The organism is Actinosynnema mirum DSM 43827, assembly GCF_000023245.1.
Taxonomy (GTDB): Bacteria; Actinomycetota; Actinomycetes; order Mycobacteriales; family Pseudonocardiaceae; genus Actinosynnema; species Actinosynnema mirum.
Genome location: NC_013093.1, coordinates 6,414,167 through 6,438,280, shown reverse-complemented (window position 1 = coordinate 6,438,280; position 24,114 = coordinate 6,414,167). Strand labels below are relative to the sequence as shown.

22 protein-coding genes are annotated in these 24,114 nt (G+C 74.5%); 10 read left to right on the top strand and 12 right to left on the bottom strand.

The window, feature by feature from the left end:
- The first annotated feature begins 184 nt into the window (after window positions 1–184).
- From AMIR_RS26855 to AMIR_RS26840, 4 genes are all read left to right on the top strand, one after another.
- Complete coding sequence (locus AMIR_RS26855) at window positions 185–1,162, top strand: ABC transporter substrate-binding protein (RefSeq protein ID WP_245554551.1); 978 nt, start codon at window positions 185–187, stop codon at window positions 1,160–1,162.
- Between the two features lie 263 nt (window positions 1,163–1,425).
- The gene (locus tag AMIR_RS26850) at window positions 1,426–4,608 is read left to right on the top strand and encodes a sensor histidine kinase (RefSeq protein WP_015804122.1); all 3,183 of its coding nucleotides are present in this window, start codon (window positions 1,426–1,428) and stop codon (window positions 4,606–4,608) included.
- Window positions 4,605–5,027 carry a roadblock/LC7 domain-containing protein gene (locus tag AMIR_RS26845; protein ID WP_015804121.1) on the top strand — a complete coding sequence of 141 codons (423 nt, stop codon included), beginning with the start codon at window positions 4,605–4,607 and terminating at the stop codon, window positions 5,025–5,027. Before AMIR_RS26850 ends, AMIR_RS26845 begins: the two co-directional genes overlap by 4 nt.
- A gap of 38 nt (window positions 5,028–5,065) precedes the next feature.
- A complete protein-coding gene (locus tag AMIR_RS26840; RefSeq protein ID WP_015804120.1) occupies window positions 5,066–5,653 on the top strand; it encodes a GTP-binding protein in 588 nt (195 codons plus the stop codon).
- Window positions 5,654–5,758: 105 nt separating this feature from the next.
- Here the strand turns inward: AMIR_RS26840 and AMIR_RS26835 are convergent, their stop codons facing one another.
- The 4 genes from AMIR_RS26835 to AMIR_RS26820 form a co-directional block, all read right to left on the bottom strand.
- On the bottom strand, window positions 5,759–7,714 hold the full coding sequence (locus tag AMIR_RS26835) for a diguanylate cyclase domain-containing protein (protein ID WP_015804119.1): 1,956 nt from the start codon (window positions 7,712–7,714) through the stop codon (window positions 5,759–5,761).
- Between the two features lie 518 nt (window positions 7,715–8,232).
- Window positions 8,233–8,670, bottom strand: a complete 438-nt coding sequence (locus tag AMIR_RS26830; RefSeq protein WP_015804118.1) for a hypothetical protein — start codon at window positions 8,668–8,670, stop codon at window positions 8,233–8,235.
- Window positions 8,654–9,313, bottom strand: coding sequence for an RNA polymerase sigma factor (locus AMIR_RS26825; protein WP_015804117.1), 660 nt, complete (start codon window positions 9,311–9,313; stop codon window positions 8,654–8,656). Before AMIR_RS26825 ends, AMIR_RS26830 begins: the two co-directional genes overlap by 17 nt.
- 162 nt (window positions 9,314–9,475) lie before the next feature.
- Window positions 9,476–10,690, bottom strand: a complete 1,215-nt coding sequence (locus AMIR_RS26820; RefSeq protein WP_015804116.1) for a S8 family peptidase — start codon at window positions 10,688–10,690, stop codon at window positions 9,476–9,478.
- 77 nt (window positions 10,691–10,767) lie between these two features.
- Between AMIR_RS26820 and AMIR_RS26815 the strand changes: the two genes are divergently transcribed.
- The 3 genes from AMIR_RS26815 to AMIR_RS26805 all read left to right on the top strand — a co-directional run bounded on the left by AMIR_RS26815 (window position 10,768) and on the right by AMIR_RS26805 (window position 14,572).
- The gene (locus AMIR_RS26815; RefSeq protein WP_015804115.1) at window positions 10,768–13,389 is read left to right on the top strand and encodes a CHAT domain-containing protein; all 2,622 of its coding nucleotides are present in this window, start codon (window positions 10,768–10,770) and stop codon (window positions 13,387–13,389) included.
- Between the two features lie 135 nt (window positions 13,390–13,524).
- Window positions 13,525–14,040 (top strand): hypothetical protein, encoded by a 516-nt coding sequence (locus AMIR_RS26810; RefSeq protein WP_015804114.1) that lies wholly within the window; start codon window positions 13,525–13,527, stop codon window positions 14,038–14,040.
- A gap of 55 nt (window positions 14,041–14,095) precedes the next feature.
- Window positions 14,096–14,572, top strand: coding sequence for a nucleoside deaminase (locus AMIR_RS26805; RefSeq protein WP_015804113.1), 477 nt, complete (start codon window positions 14,096–14,098; stop codon window positions 14,570–14,572).
- On the opposite strand, the gene AMIR_RS40645 is transcribed toward AMIR_RS26805, so the two are convergent.
- Together AMIR_RS40645 and AMIR_RS26795 are read right to left on the bottom strand one after the other, a co-directional pair.
- Window positions 14,569–16,437, bottom strand: coding sequence for a serine/threonine-protein kinase (locus tag AMIR_RS40645; RefSeq protein ID WP_015804112.1), 1,869 nt, complete (start codon window positions 16,435–16,437; stop codon window positions 14,569–14,571). The two genes, AMIR_RS26805 and AMIR_RS40645, sit on opposite strands and share 4 nt — an antisense overlap.
- A gap of 242 nt (window positions 16,438–16,679) precedes the next feature.
- The gene (locus AMIR_RS26795) at window positions 16,680–17,621 is read right to left on the bottom strand and encodes a GlxA family transcriptional regulator (protein WP_015804111.1); all 942 of its coding nucleotides are present in this window, start codon (window positions 17,619–17,621) and stop codon (window positions 16,680–16,682) included.
- A gap of 107 nt (window positions 17,622–17,728) precedes the next feature.
- Here AMIR_RS26795 and AMIR_RS26790 point away from each other — a divergent pair, with 107 nt between their 5' ends.
- The 3 genes from AMIR_RS26790 to AMIR_RS26780 all read left to right on the top strand — a co-directional run bounded on the left by AMIR_RS26790 (window position 17,729) and on the right by AMIR_RS26780 (window position 19,261).
- Window positions 17,729–18,346, top strand: coding sequence for a DJ-1/PfpI family protein (locus AMIR_RS26790; RefSeq protein WP_015804110.1), 618 nt, complete (start codon window positions 17,729–17,731; stop codon window positions 18,344–18,346).
- Window positions 18,343–18,786 carry a membrane protein gene (locus AMIR_RS26785; RefSeq protein ID WP_015804109.1) on the top strand — a complete coding sequence of 148 codons (444 nt, stop codon included), beginning with the start codon at window positions 18,343–18,345 and terminating at the stop codon, window positions 18,784–18,786. Before AMIR_RS26790 ends, AMIR_RS26785 begins: the two co-directional genes overlap by 4 nt.
- A gap of 130 nt (window positions 18,787–18,916) precedes the next feature.
- Window positions 18,917–19,261, top strand: coding sequence for a hypothetical protein (locus AMIR_RS26780; RefSeq protein WP_015804108.1), 345 nt, complete (start codon window positions 18,917–18,919; stop codon window positions 19,259–19,261).
- A 208-nt stretch (window positions 19,262–19,469) separates the two neighbouring features.
- Here AMIR_RS26780 and AMIR_RS26775 read toward each other — a convergent pair whose 3' ends face one another.
- From AMIR_RS26775 to AMIR_RS26750, 6 genes are all read right to left on the bottom strand, one after another.
- Window positions 19,470–19,826, bottom strand: a complete 357-nt coding sequence (locus AMIR_RS26775) for an STAS domain-containing protein (protein WP_015804107.1) — start codon at window positions 19,824–19,826, stop codon at window positions 19,470–19,472.
- A gap of 60 nt (window positions 19,827–19,886) precedes the next feature.
- Window positions 19,887–20,978 carry a carboxylate-amine ligase gene (locus AMIR_RS26770; protein ID WP_015804106.1) on the bottom strand — a complete coding sequence of 364 codons (1,092 nt, stop codon included), beginning with the start codon at window positions 20,976–20,978 and terminating at the stop codon, window positions 19,887–19,889.
- Between the two features lie 223 nt (window positions 20,979–21,201).
- Complete coding sequence (locus AMIR_RS26765; RefSeq protein WP_015804105.1) at window positions 21,202–22,128, bottom strand: baeRF2 domain-containing protein; 927 nt, start codon at window positions 22,126–22,128, stop codon at window positions 21,202–21,204.
- Between the two features lie 91 nt (window positions 22,129–22,219).
- A complete protein-coding gene (locus AMIR_RS26760) occupies window positions 22,220–22,696 on the bottom strand; it encodes a hypothetical protein (RefSeq protein WP_015804104.1) in 477 nt (158 codons plus the stop codon).
- Between the two features lie 15 nt (window positions 22,697–22,711).
- Complete coding sequence (locus tag AMIR_RS26755) at window positions 22,712–23,431, bottom strand: SigB/SigF/SigG family RNA polymerase sigma factor (RefSeq protein WP_240438702.1); 720 nt, start codon at window positions 23,429–23,431, stop codon at window positions 22,712–22,714.
- Window positions 23,432–23,439: 8 nt separating this feature from the next.
- Window positions 23,440–23,808 carry an ATP-binding protein gene (locus AMIR_RS26750; protein WP_015804102.1) on the bottom strand — a complete coding sequence of 123 codons (369 nt, stop codon included), beginning with the start codon at window positions 23,806–23,808 and terminating at the stop codon, window positions 23,440–23,442.
- Window positions 23,809–24,114: the final 306 nt, after the last annotated feature.

The window sequence follows — 24,114 nt, the reverse complement described above, 5'->3', positions numbered from 1 at the left end:
GATGCCCGGTCGAACGAGGGCTCGTGAGCCACTCGCATCACGAAGAGTGCCTCCGGGCCCGCACCCCCGCACGGCCGCGCGTCATGCCCCCGCAATCTCGCCACTCCAACGGGAGAAGTCCCCCATGACTCTCAGAGTCGGCCGTTCGGCAAGAAGGATTATCGGCGGCCTCTCCGCGCTCGCCATGCTCGCCGCGGTCTCCGGATGCGGCCTGCTCGGCGGTTCCTCCGAGGACGGCTCCGCGTCCGACGGCGGAACCTCGACCGCGCCCGGCCAGGTCGAGAAGTCGAAGATCAAGCTCGGCCTGCTCAACATCCTCGACGTGGCCTCCGTCCACATCGCGATCAAGAAGGGCTACTTCAAGGAGGAGGGCCTGGAGATCGAGCCGGTCATCATCCAGGGCGGCGCGGCGGCGATCCCCGGTCTGATCTCGGGCAGCATCGACATCACCTTCGGCAACTGGGTGTCGTACTTCGCCGCCGAGTCCCAGGGCGCCGCGAAGGACAAGGGCGGCCTGAAGCTGATCTCGGACGGCTACCAGGCCAAGTCCGACATGTTCGTGATCGTCGCCGCGCCCGACTCGGGCATCAAGTCCCCCAAGGACCTCGACGGCAAGACGATCGCGATCAACACCTACAAGAACATCGCCGAGCTGACCGCCAAGGCGACCTTGGAGGCCAACGACGTCGACCCGTCGAAGGTCAAGTTCAAGGAGCTGGGCTTCCCCGACATGGAGGCCGCGGTCAAGAACAAGAGCGTCGACGCCGCCTTCATGGTCGAGCCGTTCATCGCCCGCTCGCACCGCGGCAGCGGCTTCACCACCGTCCTCGACGCGGCCTCCGGCCCGACGAACGACATCCCGATCGGCGGCTACGCCACGACCGGCGACTTCGCGAGCAAGAACCCCAACAGCGTCGCCGCGTTCCAGCGCGCGATGGCCAAGGGCCAGAAGGAGGCCCAGGACCGCAGCGTCGTGGAGCCGGTCCTGCAGGACTACGCCAAGATCGACAAGGACACCGCCACGCTGGTCCACTTCGGCGAGTACCCGACCTCGCTGGAGGCCAGCCGGTTGCAGCGGGTCGCCGACCTCATGCTGACCTACCAGCTGCTCAAGGAGAAGTTCGACGTGACCCCGATGATCGTGTCGGGCTCGGCGGGCTGACGGCGCCGGGGAGCCCGCGCGCCGGGCTCCCCGCACCTCCCCGGTGCGCCGGACGGGTGACGGAGGCGGGACCAGCCCCCGCCCAGGACCCGCCGGAGCGCGGGGACGTGCTGATCGACTTGTGAACCACCACCGCGCCGGGTCCGAACGGCGGTATGAGAAACCCGGTGGTTCCAAGAGTATCCAGCGGGTTTCCAAGGAACTCGGCCGGAACTACCTCATCATCAACCAAACTGGCTGGGGGGCTGGGGAGTGTGCTGACGGTGCGCGGTCACGACGACCACGCCTCCGGTGAAGGACGACCGGAGCGAACTCAACTCGACGCGGGTGCTCAGGGCAAAGCGCCCGACCCAGGGCCCGGCACCACGACCACGCCCACCGCGGGCCGGGGCATCTCCCGGTGGCGGCTGCGCAACTGGAAGCTGCGCAGCAAGCTCGTGGTGGTGCTCCTGGTGCCCGCGATGAGCACGCTGGCCCTCGCGGGCCTGCGGCTCACCACCCAGCTCGACGACGTCGAGCTGTACGGCAAGGTGCAGCGCGAGCTGCAATTATCCGCCCAAGCAGCCGCCGTGGGGGACGCGCTGCAATTAGAGCGCGACGCGGCCGTCGGCTACGTCGCGGCAGGTCGCAAGACGAACCCCGACGCCACGGCGCGCGTCGGCGAGCTCAACACCAGATCGGGCAAGGTCGACGCGGAGGTCATGCGGCTGCGCGACGTCGGCGCGGCCACCGGCGACATCGACGACACCGTCCGCACCGCGTACGAGAAGTCGCTCCAGTCGCTCGACGGCCTCAACTCGCTGCGCAACACCGTCCTGGAGAGCCAGTACCCGGACGCCTCCGTCGCCAGCGCCTACGGGCAGCTGCTCGGCACCCTGCTCCAGGTCCACCGCGCGACCTCCAGCAGCCTCAGCAACGAGCACCTCACCCCGCTGGTCGGCGCCAACCTCGCGCTGTACGCCGCGAAGGAGCAGCTCGCCCAGCAGAACTCGATCCTGATCTCCGCGGCGAACCGCAGCGAGTTCGGCCCCAACCAGGCCAACGCGCTGCGCGGCGCGCAGTCCAAGCTGGACTCCGCGATCACCGACTTCACCAACGTCGCGAGCCAGGACAACCGGCAGAACTACCAGGACACCGTGTCCGGCACGGCCGTCGACGCCCGCAACCGGCTGGTGACGCTCGCGCTGGTGCAGAACGACAACGGCAAGGCCATCTCCTTCAACGAGAACGACGCGCTGCGCGTCGGCGAGGACACCGCCGCCCTGCTGCGCCAGGTCTCGCTCGACATCGAGGACCAGGCCCAGCGGGAGGCCGTCCGGCTCACCGACGAGGCCAACGCGCTCGCCTGGCGCGACGGCGCGCTCGTGGCCGCCGCGCTGATCATCGCGTTCGCGCTCATGGCGGTCGTCGCCACCTCGATGCTGACCCCGCTGCGGGTGCTGCGCCGCACCGCGCTCGACGTGGCCCGCAACCGCCTCCCGGACGCGATCAAGCGCATCCGCACCCACCGCGACCCCGAGCGGGCCGCGGAGGAGTCCCTGGTGCCGGTGCCGATCCACACCACCGAGGAGGTCGGCCAGGTGGCCCGCGCGTTCGACGCGGTCCAGCGCGAGGCCATCCGCCTCGCGGTCGAGCAGGTGGCGCTGCGCGCCAACGTCAACGACATGTTCATCAACCTCTCCCGGCGCAGCCAGGCGCTCGTGGAGCGGCAGATCACCGTCATCGACCGGCTGGAGCAGGACGAGCAGGACCCCGACCAGCTGGCGAGCCTGTTCGAGCTGGACCACCTGGCCACCCAGATGCGCCGCAACAGCGAGAACCTGCTCGTGCTCTCCGGCACCACGGTCACCCGCCGCGTCACCAGGCCGGTGCCGATCACGGAGGTGCTCGGCGCCGCGGTGTCCGAGGTCGAGAAGTACGCCCGCGTGCACATCGCGCCCGCGCCCGACCTGCGCGTCCAGGGCCGCGTGGTCAACGACCTCGCGCACCTGATCGCCGAGCTGCTGGACAACGCGACCGCGTTCTCCAAGCCCAGCACCAAGGTGACCGTGCGGGCCATAGAGACCCGGCGCGGCGAGGTGTCCATCCGCATCCACGACCGCGGCGTCGGCATGCAGGAGCAGGACGTCGTCGAGGCGAACCTGAAGCTGTCCGAGCCGCCCGAGGTCGACGTGTCGGTGGCCCGCGAGATGGGCCTGTACGTGGTCGGCCAGCTGGCCAAGCGGCACGAGATCCACGTGTCGCTGCGCAACAACGACGACATCGAGGGCGGTGTCACCGCGCAGGTGCTGCTGCCCGCGGGCCTGCTGCACCGGGGCCCGGACCCGCAGGGCGGCGGCGGTCGGCAGAGCCTGCCGCTGGGCAGGCCCGGCGTCCTCGCGCTGGCCGACCCGCCGGAGGTGGAGGAGACCGGGGCCGTCGCGCTGTCCGGCCTGCCCAAGTGGAGCCCGGACCAGATGCCGTCCGCGTTCGGCGAGGCCGCGCCGGAGCACGCGTTCCGGGGCAGGCCGGGGCAGAACGGGGTGACGCCGCAGGAGACCACGTTCTCCGGCAGCTCGTTCTCCGGCACCTCGTTCGACTCGTTCGAGGACACCGGCGCGCACCGGCCGGTCGAGCACAACTCGTCCGCCGACGGCCTGTTCACCGCGACCGTCACCGAGACCGCGCCGCCGCGCGCGGGCGACGACATCGACTACTCCTACCCGCCCGCGCAGCAGGGGCAGCAGCAGCGCGCCGTGCCCGCCCCCGCGCCCGCGGTGGTGGAGGACGACGCGTCCACCCAGCGCCTGCCGATCTACGAAGACGTGCTGTCCCGCTGGTTCCAGGGCGGCGACGAGGACTCCGGGGAGGCGCGGGTGCGGGGCGAGGGCAGGACGCGCGGCGAGCACGCGCTCCCCGACGAGCCGGAGCCGCAGGACCACGACGTCGTGCTCGACGGCGGGTCCGACGCGGAGCGGACCGTGTTCGCCGAGCCGGTCGGGGACGCCCAGCCCGACCAGGCCCTCGCGTCCGCGCCTGCCTCCGCGTCCGGGCTCGGCGGCCTGCCCAAGCGGGAGCCCGCCCCCTCCAAGGTGTCCGCCGCCGCGGCCAACTGGGGCTCCTCCGACGACAACTGGTCGACGGCGAGCAAGGTGCTCAAGTCCGCCGTCGACGAGTCCACCACGGCGGGCCTGCCCAAGCGCGTCCCCAAGGCGCGCCTGATGCCCGGTTCGCTCTCCACCGGCTCGTCCACCACCGCGACCCAGGCGACCGTGCGCGCGGAAGGCCGGACCGGCCCGTCCGGCGGGGTCGCCACCGCGCAGGGACCCCGGTCCGCCGACCGGCTGCGCCAGCGGTTCGCCACCTACCAGCGCGGCCTGCAGATGGGCCGCGACAACAACCAGGACGATGACAGCCTGCCCTGGGAGGGCCTGTCGTTCGGCAACTCAGACAAGGAGCAGAAGTGACCTCCGCAGCCGATGAGCTGGAGAACTTCAGTTGGCTGGTCGACGACTTCGTCAACCGGGTGGCCGGTGTCGCCCACGCGATCGTGGTGTCGGCGGACGGCCTTCTCCTCGCCGCCTCCGAACGCCTGCCCGTCGACCGGGCCGAGCAGCTGGCCGCCGTCTCGTCCGGCCTGGTGAGCCTGAACCTCGGGGCGGCGCGCTGCTTCGAGGCGGGCAACGTGAAGCAGACCGTGGTGGAGATGGAGCGGGGCTACCTGTTCCTGATGTCCATCAGCGACGGCTCCTGCCTCGCCGTGCTCGCCGCGCCCAACTGCGACATCGGCCTGATCGGCTACGCCATGACCAGGCTGGTGGACCGGGTGGGCGTGCAGCTCACCCCGGAGATCCGATCGCAGCTGCACGTGGCGATGCGCAACTAGAGCACCACCCACCTCCTTACTAGGGAAAGCAGAGCAACATGAGCGGTGGAGCTCCAGCCGGCCGGACCGCCCCGACGACCACCTCGACGAAGATCGTGGTGGCGGGCGGGTTCGGCGTCGGCAAGACGACCTTCGTCGGTTCGGTGTCGGAGATCGTCCCGCTGACCACCGAGGCGGTCATGACGGAGGCCAGCGTGGGGGTCGACGACCTGTCCTCCACGCCCAACAAGGTGACGACCACCGTGGCCATGGACTTCGGCAGGGTGTCGCTGGACAGCGACCTGATCCTGTACCTGTTCGGGACCCCCGGCCAGCACCGCTTCTGGTTCATGTGGGACGACCTGGTGAAGGGCGCGATCGGAGCGGTGGTCCTGGTCGACACGAGGAGGTTGTCGGACGCGTTCGCGTCGATCGACTTCTTCGAGGACCGGGACCTCCCGTACGTGGTCGGGGTGAACTGCTTCGACGGTCTGCTGCACCACCGGGTCGAGGACGTGCGGGAGGCGCTGACGGTGGACGCGTCGGTGCCGATCATCCCGTGCGACGCGCGCAACCGGCAGTCCACCAAGCAGACGCTGATCACCCTGGTGGAGCACGCCCTGCGCAGGCAGCCGCTGTTCGCCTGAGCCGCCCAGCGCTCCTCCGGGGACGCCCCCGACCGCCCGGACCACCGGGAGGTCGGGGGCGTCGCCCGTCCACGGGGGCGCGGCGGCTGGGCGGGACCGGCCCGCTCAGCCCACCACGAGGTCCGCGTCGTCGTCCGCGCGCTCGGACAGCACCAGCGCCCCGGCGCCGCGCACCATCGGCAGCAGCGCCTCCCGCGCCCTGCGGGCCAGCTCCGAGCCGTCCGGCGCGCCCGCCGGTTCCACGCCGTGCGGGCGCTGCCGCTCCAGCAGCGCCAGCTCGCCCTGGCCGAGCGCGCACCCGTGCAGCAGCCGCCGCACGCCCATGTCGGCCAGCACGCTCAGGTTCTCCTCGACCTCCTCGCCCAGCCCGGCCGCCGCCGAGTCCAGGCTCAGCCACAGCTGCCCCTCGGCCAGCGCCCACCCGCGCACCGCGCCGCCGACCAGGCCGCTCAGGTCCGGGTCGCGGGACTGGTCGGCCGACAGCCGCACCAGCACCGGCAGCGCCTCCAGCGACGCGAACGAGCAGGCCTCGTCCAGCAGCCACTCGGCCAGCGCGCCCGCCAGGCCCAGCTCGTCGGCGTAGCGCAGGCAGTCGTCGTGCCCGACGGTCGTGCCGTCGTGCTCCCAGCGCAGCCTGGCCGCCAGCGCGACCCGCTCACCGGACCGGTCGCGCACGTCCCGGTAGTCGATCGCGATCTCGCCGGTCTCCAGCGCGCCCGGCATGGCGGCGATCAGCGACAGCCGCGACCGCTCCTTCTCGTCGTGCCCGGCGTCGTAGATGCCCCACTGGCCCTTGCCGCCGGTCTCGGCGCGGCGCAGCGTGCTGTGCGCCTGCCGCAGCAGCGCCATCGCGTCGAGCCCGCGCGCGGCCGTGCGCACGAAGCCCATGCCCGCCGACACGCCCACCGCGTGCCCGGCCAGCCGCACCGGCTCGGCGAGCGCGCCGTCGATCATCGCGGCCAGCTCGGAGATGCTGGGCGTCCCAGGGCCGTCCTCGACCAGCACGACGAACTCGTCGCCGCCGATCCTGGCCACGGTCGCCGTCAGCCCCTCGGCCACGGACGTCAACCGGCCCGCCACGACCTTGAGCAGCTCGTCGCCGTACTCGTAGCCGAGGCCGTCGTTGACGATCGCGACGCTGTCCACGTCCAGGTAGCACAGGGTGATCGAGCCGGGCCGCCCCAGCACCTCCTCCAGCTTGGGCAGGAAGCTCTGCCGGTTCGGCAGCCCGGTCAGCACGTCGTGCAGCGCCTGGTGGCGCAGGTACTCGCGCAGCATCCGCTGCTCGGTGACGTCCTCCACCACCGCCAGGTGGTAGCGCGGGCCGCCGTCCTCGCCCGCCACCACGGACAGCGCCACGTTCGTCCACAGCGGATCGCCGCTGGGGTCCAGGAACATCTGCTCGACGTGCGAGACGTCCTCGCCGCGCACCGCCATCGCGGCCCACTCGCCGCGCAGCCCGCTCAGGTCCTGCCCGCCGAAGTCGGGGCCGAGCATCCCGGTCAGCGCGGCGTTGCTCTCCAGCAGCTCGCCGTCCGCGTCGAACACCGCGATCCCGGCGGCGGAGTGCGCGAAGACCTGTCGGAACCGGGCCTCGCTGTCGTGCAGCTCGACCCTCGTGCGCTCCAGCGCGGCCAGCAGCGAGGCCCTGACCTCCTCGTGCTCGCCGAACACCTGCAGGCGCAGCCTGGCGGCGTACCCGCCCGCGACGGCGCCGAGCAGCTCGGCGACCCGCTCGGGCGAGTCGGGTGCGCGCGCGGCCAGGGCGCGGCCGAGCACCTCCAGGGAGCTGCCCAGGCTCGTGTCGCCGGTGAACCGCGCGGTCACCAGCCACTCGCCGACCGCGACCGCCTCGTCGGCGGGCAGGTCGGGCGAGGCGAGCAGCTCGTCGAGCAGGCCGACGTGCTGGACGAGCTTGCGGCGCACCTTCGCGCGGGCGATCGGGCTGTAGGCGGTGCGGACCAGCTCGCCGGTCCAGCGCTCGGCGACCTCGCCCACGGAGGGGGCGCCCGCGGGGGGCGCGCTGCCCGTCAGGGGGACGGGCCTTGAGGGTTGGGTCATGTGTGGCTCTCCACCCGGAGATCAGATCCGCACATCATTCCGTAGGGTGCATATTCTCCGTCAAGTGCCGGGACGGAGACTGTTCCCGCGTCGTTGCGGTTCACGCCACGCGGCCAACTCGCACTGATCGGTTACACCTGGAGCGGTTAATCAGCGCCACCACGTGCCTCTCGCACCACTTCTACGCACAGTGGCCAACCCTACTGGGTTGGGCTATCGGCTGATCGGGGGATAGGCGTGGCCCGCCAACGGAAAAAGCACGTAGGGGCGTGCCGGAGGGGCGCCTGGCGGAAAAGGGCAGGCCGGGGCACGGCGACTCTGCGTCAGCGCCGCGAGGCCGTCACCCCGGAACCGCCGCCGACCCGGAACCGCCGCCGACCCGGAACCGCCGCCGACCCGGAACTGCCGTCACCCCGGAACCGTCGTCACCTTGGAACCGTCGTCACCTTGGAACCGCCGCGCGTCCTGGGGCGGCCATCACCCCAAGACGGCCGCCGCCGGGGAACCCGCCGCGCGTCCTAGCCCAGGAACCACTCGGTGACCGCGACCCCGGCCACCCGCAACCGCGCCGCGCCGCGCGGCAGGGGGCCGAGCAGGAAGTAGCCCAGCTCGTCCAGCTCCACCGCCTCCACGACCCCGCCCGCGGTCTCCAGCTCCACCCGGCCGGGCGCGGGCGGCGCGACCTGCCCGGTCACCCCGGCGGGGTCCACCTCCACCTGCACCGACAGCCCGTCCGCGTCGAACACCAGCTGCCTGGTCGCCAGCCCGCCCCGCGCCCGGCCCGCCAGTTCGCCGTCCAGCAGCGAGTCGTAGCCGGTCACCAGCAGCAGCTCGGCGTCCACGTCCCGCCAGTCGAACGCCGCCCGCCCGGCGACCAGGTACTCCTCGGGCACGGCGGGCGCCTCGGCCAGCGCGCGCCCCAGATCCGCCAACAACCGCTCATCGCTCACCCACACCGAGCGCACCTCCCACCGGGTCCTCCACCGATCCCCCCGACGATCCCCCCGACGATCCCCCCGACGATCCCCCCGACGATCCCCCCGACAACAACCGCGACACCGCTTCGGTCCTGCGCAGCTTCTCCAGGCACCGCAACCGGGTCGGCCCCACGCTGCCCACCGGCACCCCCAGCTCCGCGCCGAGCGCCGCGTAGCTCGGCGGCGGGTCCGCGAGCAGCCTGGCCAGCAGCCGCCTGCACTGCTCGGGCAGCGCCCCGAAGCCGTCCCGCAGCGCCTGCAACCGCTCCGCGTCCACCAGCCGCGCGTCCAGGTCCTCGCCGTCGGCCACGGCGCTCTCCTCGTCGGCCGGGTCGAACGGCAGCAGCCGCTGCTGCGCGCGCAGCACCCGTAGGCACTCGTTCCTGGCGGTCGTGACGATCCAGCCGGGCAGCGCCGCCGGGTCGCGCAGCCGCCCGATCTGCTCCACCAGGCGCAGCCACACCACCTGGTTGACGTCCGCCCCGTCCGCCGGGCGCAGCCGGTGCCTGCTCACCACGGAGAACACCAGCGGCGTGTACCGCTCCACGATCTGGTCCCAGGCGCCGCGGTCGCCTTCCGCCGCCGCGCCCACGAGCGCGGCGACCGGGCGTGCAGGGGTCACGTCCCCTCCTCCTGTTCGGCCGCCACCCGTTGCTCGGGCCCACCGCGCGCTCCGCCATGCCCTACGGAGGCGGTGGACCAGTCCTGGATACAACGCGGGCGGCGCCGGAACGGACCTGCCGGGGGCGGATCTCACCGGAAAGGAGCAGCCGGCCGCCCGTCCTCAGCCGACCGCGACCCCGTAGCCGGGGAAGAACTCGGCCCCCGCGAGCAGGTGGTCGCGGGCCTGGAGCGCGGTCAGGCCGAGCTGCGTCATGGTCGCCGCGATCCGCCCGGACACGTGCGGGGCCGCGAACGAGGTGCCCAGCCAGTACGCCCACCGGTCGAACACGTCGACGGCCGGGTCGCCCGGCAGCACCCATTTGCCCTTGAGGTACGTGGAGGTCCGGTTGCCGACCGCGCAGGCGTCCACCCAGTGCCCGTGGTTGCTGTAGCAGGCGGGGGAGCGCGTCCCGTCCCGCTCCTCGGCGATCGCCGCCACCCCGACCACGCCCGGCAGCGCGGCGGGCCACGACGGGCGGGTGGTGCCCTGGTTGCCCGCCGACGCCACCACGACCACGTCCTTCTGCAGCGCCGCGAGCGCCCGCCGCATCGGCTCGGACGCCACGTCGTCCTGCGTGGAGCAGCCCAGCGACGCGTTCACCACGTGCACCGGCCGCTCGTCGAACGAGGCCAGCGCCGCCGCGAACATCTCCTCGTCGCCCAGCCCGGACGGCAGCAGCGCGCGCTCCGGGTCGACCCGGACCGACGGCGCGGCCTGCCGCACCACCCCGGCCGCGAACGTGCCGTGCCCGCCCTCCAGCGCGAACACGTCGTCGTGCGCGTAGGCCGCGTCCACCTCGTCGGCGCGCGGGGTGAAGGAGCCGCCCAGCCACGCCGGGTGGTCCGCCCCGGCCGTCGCGGACATGCCGGTGTCCAGCACCGCCACCACCACGCCCCGGCCGCGCCCGTCGCCGGGGTCCGGGTCGGGCAGCGCGGTCGCCACGCGCGGCGGTCCGCCGGGGTGCCCGTGCATGTTGCCGCCGTGCCCGACGGACACGTGGTGCGGTTGGGTGAACGGGGTCCGCTCACCCGGCCAGGTGGCGGGGTCCCGCAGCAGCCGCACTATTGCGGGGATGTCGCGGGAATTGTTCTCCAGCAGCAGCCGGACCATTCCCGCGAATTCGCGGCCCCGTTCCACGGCGAACCCGCTGCGGCGCAGTTTCTCGATCACCCGCGCGGCGTCCTCGGGAATCGTCAGCAGCTGTCCTGGCCGGTAGAGGAACTCCCGACCCTTCTCCGGGTGCAGCGCGACGTCCTTGCCCGACCGGATCGCCTCGTCGAAAGCGGCGGTGTACAGCGCGGACCGGTCCGGTGCCGCAAACGTTTTCGCGGACAACTCGACCTCGCAGCGAAGTGGAGGAGGTGCGAACTCAGGCAAGCTACCACAGGGCCCCCAGTAATAAGGTGGGGCGCGTGTCGGTGGTTTCCGCTTCGGCGGCCCTGGAAGCGCGGCAGCGGGACCCGCGCGCGGCCATCGGGCTCGGGCGCGCGGCGCTGGCCGCCGCGCGGGCGTCCGGCGACCTGGCCGAGGCGTCGGCGGCCGAGCGCGCGATCGGCCTGTCCCTGCGCGAGCTGCACGACTTCCCCGGCGCGCTGCGGCACCTGCGCCGCTCGGTGCGGCTGGCCCGCGGCGCCGGGTCGGACCGGCTCACCGCACTGGCCCGGCTCAGCCTGGCGTTCGCGCTCTCCAGCACCGGCAGGCACGCCCAGGCGCTGCGGGCGGTGGAGCAGGCGCTGCCCCGGCTGCGCGGCGGCGACGCGGACATCGCGGTCATGCAGCGCGGCACGGTCCTGCACTTCCTGTGCCGCTACGACGAGGCGCTGCGCGACTACGACGCGGCCATCGACGCCGCCCGCCGCACCGGCGACCACCTCGGCGAGGCCCGCGCCCGCAACAACCGGGGCCTGCTGCGCGCCTACACCGGCGGGCTGCGCGCCGCCGACGAGGACTTCGACCGGGCCGCCGCGCTCTACCGGGAGCTGGGCCTGGAGCTGGCGGTGGCGGACGTGCGGTGGAACGCCGGGATCTCCGCCCAGCGCGCCGGCGACGTGCCGGGCGCGCTCACCGCGTTCGCCGACGCCGAGCAGGAGTACCGGCGCCTGGCGGTGCCCCGGCCGATGCTGCTGGTCAACCGCCTGGAGCTGCTGGTGTCGGTGCCGCTGCTGGAGGAGGCCCGCGCCGAGGCCGACCGGGCCGTCGCCGACCTCGCCGACCACCCCGACTTCGCCCTCGGGCGCGCCGAGGCCGAGTTCTACCGGGCCCGCGTCGCCCTCCTGGAAGGCGACGCGGACACCGCCGCCGAGGTCGCCGACCGGGCAAGGCGCGCCTTCCACCGCCAGGGCCGCGACGTGTGGGCGGCCTCCGCCCGGCACGTGGGCCTGCGCGCCGCCTACCTCGGCGGTCGGCGCGACCGGGCGCTGCTGACCGCGATGGCCCGCATCGCCGACCGGCTCGACGCGCTGGGCTGGCGGGTGGCGGGCCTGGAGGCCAGGGTGGACGCGGCGCTGATCGCCCGCGACCTCGGCGACACCCGCCGCGCCGCCGCCGAGCTGGCACTCGCCGCGCCCGCCCGCCGCTCCGGCCCGGCGCAGGCGCGGGCGCGCGGCTGGTACGCCGAGGCGCTGCGGCGCGAGCTGGCCGCCGACCGGCGCGGGGCGGCGGTGGCGCTGCGGCGCGGGCTGGCGCTGCTGGACGAGCACCGGCTGTCGCTGGGCGCGGGGGAGCTGCGCGCGCTGTCCGGGGCGCACGGGCAGGACCTGGCGCGCGCCGGGCTGCGGCTGGCGCTGACCGGCGGGGCCGGGGCGCGGCAGGTGCTGGCGTGGGCGGAGAGCTGGCGGGCGGGCGCGCTGCGGATGACCCCGGCCCGGCCGCCCGAGGACACCGGGCTCGCCGACGCGCTCACCGAGCTGCGCGCGGTCACCGCCGACCTGGAGCGCGCCCTGCTGGAGGGGCGGCCCGCCGGGGCGCTGCGGCAGCGGCAGACGCGCGGCGAGCAGCGGGTGCGCGAGCTGACCAGGCGCGGTGGTGGCGGCGGGCGGCTGCTGCGCCCGCCGACCGTGCCGGAGCTGGCCGACGCGCTCGGGGACGCCGCGCTGGTGGAGTACATCGGCTCGGAGGGCGACCTGCTGGCCGTGGTGGTCGCGGGCGGCCGGGCCTCGCTGCACCGGCTGGGCGCGCTGGACGACGCGGCCCGCGAGGTGCGGCTGCTGCGGTTCGGGCTGCACCGGCTGGTGACGCTGCCCGCGCGGGTCGACCGGTCCGGCGGCCGGGCAGGCGTCGACCACGCCGCCGGGCGGCTGCGCAAGCGGTTGCTGGACCCCCTCGAACGGCGCGTCGACGGGCGCGACCTGGTGCTCGCCCCCACCGGCGCGCTGGGCGGCCTGCCGTGGGCCGCGCTGCCCGGTCTGCTCGGCAGGCCCACCGTCGTCACGCCCTCCGCCGCCGTGTGGCTGCGCGCTGCGACCTCCGGCGCGCCCGCGCCGGGCCGGGCCGTGCTCGCCGCCGGTCCCCGGCTGCCCGCCGCGCGCGGCGAGGTCGACGCGGTGGCCGCGCTGACCGGGGACGCGCTGGTGCTGGTGGGGGAGGGGGCGACGGTCGACGCGGTCGCGGCGGCCATCGACGGCGCGCCGCTCGCGCACGTGGCCGCGCACGGCACCTTCCGCGCGGACAACCCGCTGTTCTCCGCGCTGGAGCTGGCGGACGGCCCTCTCACCGGCTACGACCTGCAGCGGCTCGCCGCCCCGCCCGCGCGGGTGGTGCTGTCGGCCTGCGACTCGGGGCTGTCGGCGGTGCGGCCGGGCGACGAGCTGCTCGGGTTCACCGCCGCGCTGCTCGGCGCGGGCACCGGGGCGCTCGTCGCGCCGGTCGTGCCGGTGCCCGCCGAGGAGACCGCGCCGCTGGTGGTCGAGCTGCACCGGGGCCTGCGGGACGGGCTGCCGCCCGCGACCGCGCTCGCGCGGGCGCAGGCCGCGCACGCCGGGCTCGGTGATCTGGAATTCGCGGCGGGGGCGGGGTTCCTGTGCTTCGGCGCGTGATCGGTCCACTGTGGACCGGTGGCGCGCGGGGGCGTCCACAGCGGACTCGGCGCGGACTCGTCGAAGGCGGAAGTTGCTGCACCAACGGGTGAAAGGGGGTGTGGTGGCCGCCCGACCTGTGGGACACCGGACGGCATGGACATCCGACGAACAGCGGCGCTGATCGCCGCCGCGCTCGTGGCGCTGACCGCCTCGCCCACCGCCTCCGCGGTCCCTGCCGCCTCGACCGAGGCCGCTCCCGGACCGGGCGGGGGCCGCTTCACGATCGCGCAGGTCCGCGACGACGACGGCCCGGAGGCGCTGCTCACCGCGCTGGACGGGCCGGACGGGAAGGTCGTGCTGGACGCGGAGGGCGCGCCGGGCGGCCAGGTGTGGCGGGTGGCGTGCTTCCCGGACGCCACCTGCTCGTTCAGCGTGCCGGGGGGCGTCCGCCACCTCAACGTGCTCGGGCGGCCCGAGGCGGGCAGCGAGGTCGCCACCACGTGGTCCCCGTTGTCCTGGCGGGTCACGCCGGTGGACAACGGCACGGTGCTCATCGCCCTGCGCAACAACCAGGGGGTCGGCCCGGCCGCGTCCCCGCTGGACGTGCACCCGACCCCGGTCGTGCTGGACACCGCCGGGCTGTGGCGGCTCAAGCGGGCCGGGTCCTGAGCGGCTCCCGAACGGTCCCGTGCCCCGGAGCCCGCGCGGCGCTAGGTTCGACCGCGTGGCCGACGCACCCGTGAACCGCACCGCCGATCCCGCCGACCTGCTCGCCGTCGCGGTGGCCGAGGCGCGGGCCGGGCTCGCCGAGGGCGGCGTCCCCATCGGGGCCGCGCTGTTCGGCCCGGACGGGCGGCTGTGGGGCAGCGGGCGCAACCGGCGGGTGCAGGACGACGACGCCTCCACGCACGCCGAGACCGCCGCCTTCCGCGCCGCCGGGCGCAGGGCGGGCTACCGGGGGACCACGATGGTGACCACCCTGTCACCCTGCTGGTACTGCTCGGGGCTGGTGCGGCAGTTCGGCATCTCGCGGGTGGTCATCGGCGAGGCCCGCACGTTCAGCGGCGGCCACGACTGGCTCGCCGAGCACGGCGTGGAGATCGTGCTCGTGGACGACGCGGAGTGCGCCGAGCTGATGACCGCGTTCGTCGCGGCCCGGCCGGAGCTGTGGTTCGAGGACATCGGGCAGGAGCCCCGCTAGCGGTCCTGGGACAGCACCCACATGTTCCACCACAGGTCCAGCGCCTCCAGCTTGTCCGGGGTGGTGGCGGTGGTGGACAGCAGCACGCCGGTGGTCAGCGTCTCGGTGTCCACCCACCACACCTGGCCGCTGCCGTCCTTGACGAAGCACGTGGTGAAGTCGCCCTCGGTCACCCCGGTGACCTGGCGCCAGTAGGTCGAGTAGTGCGTCTTCTGCGTGGTGGGGCGGCAGCCGCCCTGGGTGTCGTCGCGCGGGATGTCGTTGGCCTTGACCAGGTCCTGGAAGTGCTTGTCCTGCGCGGCGCGGTCGGCGAACAGCAGGAAGTCGGCCCTGGTCGGCGGGGTCGTGCCCGCCACCTCCGACTTGGGCTCACCGCAGGTCGCCGCGGCCACCGCGCCGGTGCCGCCCACGTCGCCGTCCGAGCACGAGGACGACAGCCGGTACACCAGCGGCAGCCGCTCGGACAGCACCCGCTGGTCCTCGGCGGAGCCGCTGCGGGGGGCGGTGGTCGTCGTGTCGGTGGTGGTCCCGGTGGTCCCGGTGGTGGTCGTGGTCGACGCGGTGCTGCTCGTGCCACCGCCCTGACCGGTCTGCGCCTTCCCGCCCCACGGCCAGGTCGCCGCGCCGATCGCGCCCGCCACCACCAGCACCACCAGCGCCGCGCCGAGCACGGCGAGCTGCACGGACCGCTTCGAGGCGGTCGCGGGCGGGTGGCCCCAGCCCGGCTGGGGGCCGGAGAGCGGGAACCGCTGGGGCCCGGAGAAGGAGGTCTGCCGGGGCCCGGAGAACGACGTCTGCTGCGGTCCGGAGAACGGCCCGTGCTGCTGAGGGCGGGTGTTCGGCGCGGTCGGCACCGGCGGGTGCTGCTGCGCGGTGCGCGCTGGCCGGCTCTGCGCTGACTGGCTCTGCGCTGGCTGCTGCTGGGCTGGCTGGTGCTGGGCGGGCGGGGTCTGCGCCGGGACCGGCTGCGAGGGCGGCCCCACCCGCTGCGGCTCCCCCTGCGGCCCGGTCTGCTGGAGCACCCGCGTCCCGGTGGGCACCACCGCCGTCCCGTCCAGCGCCGCCGCAGCCGCCTCGGCCAGGGCGCTCGCGGTCGGGTACCGGGCGGCCGGGTCCTTCGCCATGCCGCGCGCGATCACCGCGTCCAGCGCCGCGGGCACCCCCGGCCGCACCTCGGACGGCCTCGGCGGCTCCTCCTGCATGTGCGCCCAGATCTGCGCGGCCGTGCCCTCGGCGGTGAACGGCCTGCGCCCGGTCAGGCAGGCGAACAGCACCCCGGCCAGCGCGTACACGTCCACCGCGCCGCTCACGTCGGTCCCGCTGAACCGCTCGGGCGCCATGTAGTCCAGCGTCCCCAGCACCTCGCCGGACGCGGTGATGTGCGTGCTGTCCCCGGCGGCGCTGCGGGCGATGCCGAAGTCGACCAGGTACACGAAGTCCCCGGCCGACAGCAGGATGTTGGACGGCTTCACGTCCCGGTGCACCAGCCCGTCGGCGTGCGCGGCGTCCAGCGCGCTCGCGGTCTGCCGCACGATCCGCACCGCCCGCTCGGGCTCGATCGGCCCGCGCTCCAGCACGTCCGACAGGTCCTCGCCCTCGACCAGCCGCATGTCCAGGTACAGCGTGCCGTCGATCTCGCCGTAGGCGTGGATCGGGATCACGTGCGGCTCCCGCAACCGGGCCGCGACCTGCGACTCCCGCCGGAACCGGGCCCGGAACTCGGCGTCCGAGTGGTACACCGCCGACAGCCGCTTCAGCGCCACGACCCGGTCGTGCGCGGTGTCGTAGGCGCGGTGCACCTCGCCCATGCCGCCGCGACCGAGCAGGCCCTCGACGCGGTACGGCCCGAACGTCTCAGCGGACATGCTCTCCCCCGGCTCCCGTTGATCCCCCACCACACCGACGCCGCAGGGGCGCGCGGGGTTCCCGCGCCGCGCAGCAGTGCGAGACCACAAACCGCTGCGCAGCGGCCCCGCGTCGTGGCTCGGCCGGTTTTCTCCCGACTGGCCCGAGCGCCCCGACCGTGGAGATCGACACCGCTGGTCGGGGGGCCGGTGTCACCCGTTCAGTCTCACCCGAGCGGTGGTTCGGGGGAAGACCGGCCCCACTACCCCCGGAACGCCGCCCGGTACGCCTGCGGGCTGGTGCCGACCACCCGCTTGAACCGGTCCCGGAACGCCGTCGGCGAGCCGAACCCGACCTGCGTGGCGATCAGGTCCACCGGCCGCCCGGTCGCCTCCAGCAGCCGCTGCGCCAGCCGCACCCGCCGCACGTGCAGCCAGCGCAGCGGGGTCGTGCCGGTCTGCGCGCGGAAGCGCCGGTTCAGCGTGCGGGTGCTCATGGCGGCGCGGGCGGCGATGTCGTCCACGGTCAGCTCGCGCGCGCAGTTCTCGTCCAGCCACGCCAGCAGCGGCTCCAGCTCCGAGCCCTCCGGGGCCACCGGGTGCGTGGACGGGATGAACTGCGCCTGCCCGCCCTCCCGCTCCAGCGGCACCACGGACAGCCGGGCGGCGTGCGCGGCGGTCTCGGAGCCGTGGTCGCGGCGCACCAGGTGCAGGCACAGGTCCAGCCCCGCCGCCGCGCCCGCCGAGGTGAGCAGGTCCCCGTTGTCCACGTACAGCACGTCCGGGTCCAGCTCGACCGCCGGGAACCGCGCGCGGAACAGGTCGGCGGCGATCCAGTGCGTGGTGGCCCTGCGCCCGTCGAGCAGACCGGTCGCGGCCAGGACGAACGCCCCGGAGCAGATCGAGGCCAGCACCGCGCCCCGCCCGGCGGCCTCGCGCAGCGCGTCCAGCACCCGCTCGGACGGTGGGACGTGGGGCCGCGCGGTGCCCGGCACGATGATCGTGTCCGCCTCGGCCAGCGCCTCCAGCCCGGCGGGGACGCGCACCGAGAACAGGCCCGCCCCGACCTCGCGGCGCTCGCCGCACACCACCACCCGGTAGGCGGGGGAGCCGTCCGGGAGCGCGGTGCGGGAGAACACCTCCAGCGGGGTCGACAGGTCGAACGGGATCACGTCGTCCAGCGCCAGCACGGCCACGGTGCGCACCCGGCCAGCCTATGGCGGGAATCAGGTGGAACGTGGCCTTCCCGCCAGTTCCGGGACCGGGATCACGCCCCTAGCGTTCTGGGCGCTCCGACGTGGAAGGAACCCAGATGCACGCCCAGTTCGTCCTGTTCGACGGCTTCGACCCGCTCGACGTCATCGCCCCCTACGAGGTGCTCGGGGCCGGCGCCGCCCTGGGCGCGGACACCGCGTTCACCGTCGAGTTCGCCTCGGCGGAGGGGGAGCGGCTGGTGCCCAGCGGGGTGCCGGGGATCTCCCTCCGCGCCGTCGCGGCCGTCGACGCCGGGCGCGCCGACCTGGTCGTGGTGCCCGGCGCGGTCGTGCTCACCGAGGACGACGTCCGCCGGGTGTTCGGCGCGGCGCTGGCCACCCCGCTCGCCGGCGCGCTCGCCACCGCCGTCGGGCGCGACGGGGTCGTCGTGGCCACGGTGTGCGGCGGCTCGGTGCTGCTCGGGATGGCCGGGCTGCTCGCCGGGCGCACCGCCACCACCAACTCCGGCGCCACCGCCCTGCTCGGGTCGCTCGGTGCGCGGGCCGTCGAGGCGCGGGTGGCCGACGACGGCGACCTGGTCACGGCGGGCGGCGTCACGTCCGGGCTCGACCTCGGGCTGCACCTGCTCGACCGGTTCCTCGGCCCGGACGCGGCGCTGGCCGCCGAGCGGCTCTTCCACCACGAGCGGCGCGGCACCACCTGGACCGCGCGGTGACCAAGTTCCTGCTCGCGGTGCACGTGATCACCGCGATCGTGGCCATCGGCCCGGTGACCGTGGCAGCCAGCATGTTCCCGCCCGCCGCCCGCGCCGGGAAGGCGGGGGAGCTGAAGCTGCTCAACCGGATCTGCAAGGCCTACGCGGCGCTCGGCGTCGCGGTGCCGCTGTTCGGCATGTTCACCGCCAGCAGCCTCGGCGTGCTCGGCGACGCCTGGCTCATCACGTCCATCGTCCTCACCGCGCTCGCGGCCGGGGTGCTGGTGCTCCAGGTGCTGCCGAGGCAGGAGAGGCTCGTGGTGTCGGTCGCGGCGGACGGGCCGCCCGCCGAGCGCTCGGTCACCGCGCGGCTGGCCATGCACACCGGGCTGTTCAACCTGCTGTGGGCGGTCGTGACGGTGCTGATGATCGTCCGGCCGGGCTCGACCACCGGGGCCTGAGCGCCGGGGCCTGGGCGCCGGGGCCTGAGCACCGGGTCGCACGGGATCGTCACCCGACCACGCGGAGGTTTAACGCCGCAAGGTGCGCCAGGACACATTCCCGCAACGAGGTCCCGCCACTCTTCGGCCCATGCGCGAGTGGCACGTGGAGGACGGGGAACTGCTCCTGGCGGGCGACGCGGTGGCGGTGGACCTGCCCGCGAGCTGGGCGGCCGAGGTGAGCCACCAGCTGACGATGGCCGGTCCGCTCGGCCCGATCCTGGCCATCCGGCGCAGCGGGCTGCGCTGGTTGTTCCTGGCCGAGCCGGACGTGGACCCGGTCGGGTACGTGCTCCCGCCGGGGGCGCGGTGCTGGACCGGTCCGGGCAGCGTGCCCGCGGGCTCCTCCCGCTGGGTCGTGGCCCCGCGCGGTCGGGCGCTGCCGCCGCTCGGCGCGGTCCGGTGCGCGATCCGCACGGTGCGGCGCGGGTACTAGACCACGCCGGACGGCTGGCGGAAAGCGCTCTCCACAACACTGGGGCAAGCGCTTGCCGGCGTAGTGCCCCTGCGGGCGGTGCTCCTGCCGGTGGTTCCCGCGCGGGCGGTCCCGCGCGGCCACCACCGGTGTTCGCCCTGCGGCCAGACCACCGCAGGGCGGATCCCCGGAAGGCGCTGACGGACCCTCCGGGGCGGGCGCTCGCGCGTCACCCGCGCGCGAGAGCCTCCTCCACGGTGGGCTTGATCGTGAACACCGAGTCCAGGCCGGTCGCCTGCAGCGGGCGCAGCGCGGATCGGCTCGACGCCACCAGCGCCAGCTCCACCCCCTGCTCCTCGGCGAGCTTGCGGCCCATCACCAGCGACTCCAGGCCCGCGGAGCCCAGGAAGCGCACCCCGCCCAGGTCGACGACCACGGAGCGCGCACCCCCGCCCAGGTGGGCCTTGAGCGGTCTGGCCAGCTCGTCCGCGCTGGTGGTGTCCAGCTCGCCGGACACGTGCAGCACCACCACACCGTCCTCGGGCTCCTCGACCCGCACCGAAGCGAGCGTCGCGGGTTCAGGCACGCCGGTCTCCTCTCATCAGGGCGCCGCACTCGCGGCGCCGTCCACGTGTTCCCAGCACGGTCAGGCGATGTCGGCGGTGGTCTCCGCCAGCACCAGGTCGACCACGTCGGCGGGGTCCGCCTCACCGTTCAGGAAAGCCCTGCGCTGCTTGGCCGCGCCACCGCCGTGCTCCGCCACCGCCGCCAGGTGCCCGCGCACCAGGTCCTGGGCCCCGGCGTCGCGCAGCGCGTCCTCGCCGAACGCCAGCAGCTCGGCCAGCAGGTCGCGCGCCGGGACCAGCGACCCGGTCCTCGGGTCGATGCCCTGGCCGTCGGCCCCGTCCCGCGCGGCCCGCCAGTAGGCGGCGCGCAGCAGCACGTCGTTGACCGGCTCGGTCGGCGCGCTGTCGGCGGCGGTGCGCACGAAGGCCCGCACCAGCTCGGCGATGACCACGGCGTCCTTGGCGGTCAGGGGGATGTCGGCCACCCTGATCTCCACCGTCGGCACGTGCGTCGACGGCCGGACGTCCCAGTAGACCATGGCCGGGTCCAGCACGACCTCGGTGCCCACCAGCGCGGAGACCAGCGCGTCGTAGTGACCCGCGCCGGTGAACTGCGGCGGAGGACCGCCGACCGGCCAGCGCGACCACACGATCGAGCGCCAGCTGGAGTAGCCGGTGTCCTGGCCCTCCTCGACGGGCGAGTTCGCGCTCAGCGCCAGCAGCGAGGGCAGCCACGGGCGCAGGGCGTTCGACGCGCGGATCGCGGTCTCCCGGTCCGGCACCCCGACGTGCACGTGCATCCCGCACACGCCCTGCCCGGCCAGCATCTTCCGGTGGGTGTACTGCATCCTCAGGTACCGGGCGTCCTCGGTGATCGAGGGCGGCCCGGTCATGCCCAGCGGCGGCACGGCCGACGCCATGAGGGCGCCACCCGCGGCGCGGGCGGCCTTCGCCAGGTGCCTGCGGCCCGCGAGGACCTGCTCGGCGAGCTCGGCGGACGAGTGGCACACCGGGGTGGCCACCTCGATCTGGAACGGGGTCAGCTCGCGCTGCACGTCGAACGACGCGCCCGCGCGGTCGGCGACCGCCTCGGCCAGGGGGACCGGACGTCGCGTCTGCGGGTCGACGAGCAGGAACTCCTGCTCGACCCCGACGGTCCACGGCTGCGTCATGGGCGCTCTCTACCCATTCCGACCCGCGCTCAACCACCACCTTCGGTGTTCGCCTCCGCGGGTGAACGCGGGTGCGGTAGCGGGCGCTGGGCCGTTCGGAGCAGTAGGGCCGTGGTGGGGCGGGATTCGCGCAGGTGGGCGGGGTGTGGTCGTCGGGAGGGGCCGCCTGCGGCTGTGGGCGTCGCCACAGCGGGATTCGGGGCGGCCCCGCAGGGGAACCGGGCTACTTCAGCAGCGCGCCCACGTCCTCGGTCAACCGCAGCGCGTCGCCGACCAGGACCACCTCCACGTCGTGCTCGACCGCCAGCGCGGGCAGCACCTCGTCCGCCCGGCCCTCCGGCGCGAACCGGTCGCCCACCAGCGGGTCGGTCAGCAGCAGCGTCCCGACCGCGCCCCGCTCCAGCGCCACGATCACCTCGTCCAGCCCTTGCAGCGCTCGGCCGCCCACCCGCGTCGACTCCTCGCGGAAGCGCACCACGGCGGCGCGGCGCTCGTTGCGGTTCGCCCGGCCCGCCAGGTGGTGCACCGCCGGGTCCGCCGGGCCCTCCATCTCCACCACCAGGCGGTGGTAGCGGTTGGGCAGCGCGACGCGCAGCGCCCGGCGCGCGGCCATCGGGCCCGCCAGCACCAGCAGCTCCGCGCGCAGCCGGTCCACCAGCGACGCGGCCTCGTGCGCCACGTCGTCCAGCTCCAGCACGTCCAGCTCCGGCACCGGGCCGGAGGAGCGGGCGCCGACCGTGGCCACCGCGACCGGGCGGCCGGACGGGTCCACGCCGCGCAGGTCCGCGCCCCGGTCGTCCACCTGCACCACCACGTGCGGCACCAGCGGTTCGGACAGGTCCACCAGCGGCAGCAGGTACGGCAGGTCGCCGCGCCGCTCCACGGTCCGCGCGGGCGGCACCGGAAGGTGCCGGTCCAGCACGACCTGGCCCTCGGCGGCGATCAGCGCCCGGCCCGCCATGCCCGGCTGCGACGGGCGGGCGAGCACCGCGTCCTCCAGCGCGTCCAGGAGCGCCCGGTCCGCGCCGTCGGCCTCCAACCGGTCGCACATGGTCTGCCAGCGCAACTCGGGGTGGTGTCCCGCGTCGAAGTACACCGAGACGAACGGACCGCGGGCGCGGACCACGCCGCGCAGGGAAGCCGTGTGCATCGCTCTCTACCTCCCGCTCGAACCGGTCCTAGCAGTGGTACCCCTCGTCGCGCGGCGGCAACCCGCCCGCGTGTCCCTGGATCAGGCGACCTCAGAGGCGCGCGGGGGAGTTGGGCCGAACGCGGCGCGCGCGCAGCGAACGCCGGGCGTGCCGGGAGCCCTTGGCGCTGCGGTCGTCCAATGACAGCCGACCGCCCGCCCCCGGCCCGTCCTCGCCCTTCTCCTCGGCCTCGCGCCGCTGGCTCCACGCGCCCGCCACGGCCAGCGCCACGCAGGCCAGGCCGACGACCACGTTCAGCGAGTTCCCGACCGGGCCCGCGTCGAAGACGCCGCCCGTGCCCTCCACGCCCAGCGCGAACGCCACCAGGTGCAGCAGTCCGACCGCGATCCCGGTGCGGCGCAGCGAGTCCCGGTTCCCCGCGGACAACCCCACGGCGAGTCCGCCCGCCGCGTGCACCACGCTCGGGATCGGGCCACCGCCCAGTCCGAACAGGTCCGCGATGCCCCACAGCACAAGCAGGACGCCGAGGGCCAGTGCCGCTCGGCGCGGCCAGTCGAGCCTCTTCATGGTGGCCACCTCGTTTCAGCGTTCGTCGAGCAGGTCCCGCAGGCGGGCGAGCGACCGGCTCAGCAGGCGCGACACGTGCATCTGCGACACGCCCACCGAGTCGGCGATCTGGCTCTGCGTCATGTTCCTGAAGAACCGCAGCAGCACGATCCTCCGCTCCCTCTTGGGTAGCCCGCGAAGCATCGGATCAAGCGCGTGCTGGAGCTCGACCACCTCCAGAGCCGGATCGTCGACGCCCAGGCGGTGGTCGGAGTCCACCTCGTCCAGGGAGACCATGTGGTTGGCGGAGGTGGCGTGCAGCCCCTCGTAGACCTCGGCGAGCGAGAGGTTCAGGTGCCTGGCGACCTCGCTCGGCGTCGGCGTGCGACCGCTCGCGCGGGCCAGCTCGACGCGGGCGGCGTCGATGGCCAGGCACAGCTCCTTGAGCCTGCGCGGCACCCGCACCGCCCACCCCTGGTCGCGCAGGTGGCGGCGCACCTCGCCGGTGATGGTCGGGACGGCGAACGCGAGGAAGTCGATGCCGCGCTGCACGTCGAACCGGTCCACCGCGTGGATCAGGCCCACGGCGGCCACCTGCCGCAGGTCCTCCACCGACTCGCCGCGCTCGGCGAACCGGTCGGCGATGTGCCAGGCGACCGGCAGGTACTCCGTCACCAGCTGGTCCCGCAGCTCCTGGCGGCGTTCGACGCGCGACTGCGCCTCGGCCAACTCGCGGAACAACGGTTGGAAGTCCATTACCGCACTCATCCCCGACACCTCAACTCGACGTGAAGAAGGCCGTCACCGTCCACCCAACTGGTGACTGCGTCGGTCACCGAACTGACGACTCGCCAGTACAACGAGTCATGACCGGGAACGGTGACGGCCGAGGTGCCGACGTGTGCGCGGAACCGAACAGAGGTGCCGTCGGTGTGGAACCTGCAAGCGAGGGTCGCTCGTTCACGTGCGCGCGCGATCAGCGCGGAGCAGGCCTCGTCGACCGCGATGACGAGGTCGACGGCCAGCTCGGGCGTCGCCTCGGCGGACCGGGCGACCTGTGCCGCGATCGCGCGCAGCGTGGGGAGGCTGGCGGGTCGTGCGGCGAGGGAAACGCGAACCTCCACCCCATCCATGTGGCGCCCGCTCCTTCGCCTCGTCGCTGTGGACCGCTGCATACCCGGACGATGGGCGGTCTACACCACGGGAGCGGGGAGGAAGGGGAGGGGGGTTCGGTGGCGGGGTGCGCCGTGACGCTGCCCGTGGCGCCGCCCCGGACGGCCTCGGCGCGGCCGAAGCGGTGATCGTGACGGAATCAGGTGGGTCGGGAGATCGTCGGCGGATGGGCGCTCCGGCCCCCCGCGGCTCTTCCGGACGCGTCGATCCCGCCCTGCTCGGAGCCTCGGTGGCCCCGCGCCACGCCGCCCCCCGTCCACGGCCGA